Origin of the sequence: Methylobacterium sp. WL103, assembly GCF_008039885.1 — a bacterium.
In the GTDB taxonomy this organism is placed as follows: Bacteria; Pseudomonadota; Alphaproteobacteria; order Rhizobiales; family Beijerinckiaceae; genus Methylobacterium; species Methylobacterium cerastii.
The window spans coordinates 1-2,150 of the sequence record NZ_VRUX01000671.1; the positions used below are offsets into that span (position 1 = coordinate 1).

The following is a 2,150-nucleotide window of genomic DNA, read 5'->3' on the forward strand; positions in this document are numbered from 1 at the left end:
GCCGGGCAGGGCGACCTCGGGCATCACGAGGTCGGCGAGCGCGTGACGGCGCGCGCGACCGAAGGGTTCTGGGCCGACGAGCCCGAGGCGGGCGAGGTCGGGGGCGAGGTCGGGGCGCTTGCGGTACCACAGCACCAAGGCCGCCCCCTCGCGCTCGGCGATGCGCAGATAGGCCGCCTCGTCGAGGAAGTGGTGGTGGTAGGCCAGCGCCTGCGGCTCGTAGAACAGGCGCATCCCGCGCCGCGCCAGCCGCTCGCCGAACTCGATGTCCTCGTGCCACGTCAGGCGCGGATCGAAGCCGCCGGCCTCGCGCAGGAAGCCGGCGTCGATGCTGACGTTGCAGGTCAGGAACGCGTCCCAGCCGAGCTCGACCTTGCCGGCGAGCGCGTCGTAGGAGGCGTCGTGGTGGAGCGCCGCGAACGGCGAGAACGGCAGCGCCGGGTCGATCGTCATCCGCCCGAGGATCGCCGTCTCGCGCCCCCCCCGCCGGGCGTGGGCCGCGAGGTGCGCCGCGACGAAGTTCGGGCCGGGGATAGTGTCGTCGTTGACGACGAGCAGGCGCGTGCCGCGGGCGGCCGCGATCGCCCGGTTGCGGGCGGCGTTCGCCCCCGCGTTCTCCTGGCGCAGGTGCACCACCGGCCGCCGAGCGGTCGCGACCGCCCGGCTGATCACCGCGCCGGTGCCGTCGAGGGAGCCGTCGTCGCAGACCACGATCTCGAAGGCGGCTTCCGTCTCTTGGCGATCGAAGGCGGCGAGCGTCAGCCGCGCATCGCTGAAGCCGGCGAACCGCGCGGCCCGCGGCGCCGCGCCGACGACGCGGACCTCGAAGCCGAACAGGGTGCGGGCGAGCACCACGGTCGCGACGACCACGGCCAGCAGCGCGACCAGCACCCCGGCATGCAGCGTGTCGCCCTCCATCAGGTAGGGCAACCGCGCCGCCGGATCGAACGGCACGCTCTGGGGAAAGTTGAAGCCGGCCGGATCGCGCAGGGGGCCGCGGGCCATGTAGTCGAGCAGCAATTCGGCGACGTAGACCAGCATCAGGCTGGTCAATATCTCGGAGACGCCGAGCCGGACCTTCAGGATCGCCGGGATCATCGCGTAGGCGAGGCCCGCGAGCGTGCCCGCCGCCAGCATCGCCGGCAGGATCCAAAGGGTGAACCCCTCCGCCCCTTGCGTCGCGACGCCGATCCAGCCCCCGGCCAGGCCGCCGACCACGAACTGGCCCTCGGCGCCGATGTTCCATAGGTTCGCCCGGAAGCAGAAGGCGAGCCCGGTGGCGATGAGCGCCAGCGGGGCGGCCTTCAGCGCCACCTCCTGCAGCGACCAGATCTCGCTTAAGGGGGTGACGAAATAGGTCATGAACGCGGCGCCCGGCGCGACGCCGAGCAGCGCCACCGCGACGCCGCCGACGAGCACGGCCCCCGCGAAGGCGATCACCGGCGACAGCGCCGATAGCACGGCCGAGCGCCGGGCGCGCGGGCTCAGATCGAGGCGCATGGCAGGCTCGGGGTGACCGGAAAGAGGCTGGGTCCAGCCATCGCCGCCAGGGATTCGGAGTGCACGGTGCGACCCCCCTCTCCCCGCGTGCGGGGAGAGGCCCGGCTGCACCTTGTCGTGCAGCCGGGAAGCGCAGGCGAAGCCGAAGCGGCGGTGAGGGGGTGGTGCCGGATGAGGCACCTCCGTCGAAGCCCCCTCACCGTCGGCTGCCGCGTCGCCGCGACGACGAGGTCGTCGCGGCCCTCTCCCCGCAGGCGGGGCGAGGGGATGCGCGGGTCCCCTCGCCCGTCCGGGAGAGGGCCAGAGTGAGGGGTGCGACCCATCCGGAAAGACCTGAACCCCTCACCCCAACCCTCTCCCGAACGGGAGAGGGGGCCGCGCCGCGCGTCGAACGACTTCGCGGCGACCGCGGATGAGCGAACGGATGCGGCGCTAGACATGCGCGGCCTCCGATCCGCCCATCAGCAGCCCCACCGCCTCGCGTGTGGTCTCGCCGACGGGCACCGGGGCCGAGAGCGTTCCGGCATGCAGCACCGCGACCCGGCTCGCGATCTCGAACAGCTCGTCGAGGTCCTGGCTGATCACCAGGAGCGCGGCGCCGCGGGCGGCGAGGTCGATCAGCGCCTGGCGGATGCGGGCGGCGGCCGAGG

At 73.4% G+C, this 2,150-nt stretch carries 1 protein-coding gene and 2 pseudogenes; all 3 read right to left on the reverse strand.

What is annotated here, in order from left to right; translation table 11 throughout:
* Nucleotides 1-762: glycosyltransferase family A protein (locus tag FV222_RS30055; protein WP_281406914.1), on the reverse strand; the 762-nt coding region annotated here is incomplete at its 3' end.
* Nucleotides 751-1,500: pseudogene (locus FV222_RS31510) on the reverse strand (ABC transporter permease); the annotation flags it as partial. The gene FV222_RS30055 and the pseudogene FV222_RS31510, both read right to left, overlap by 12 nt.
* Before the next feature lie 432 nt (nucleotides 1,501-1,932).
* Nucleotides 1,933-2,150 (reverse strand): annotated as a pseudogene (locus FV222_RS24005) (ABC transporter ATP-binding protein); the annotation flags it as partial.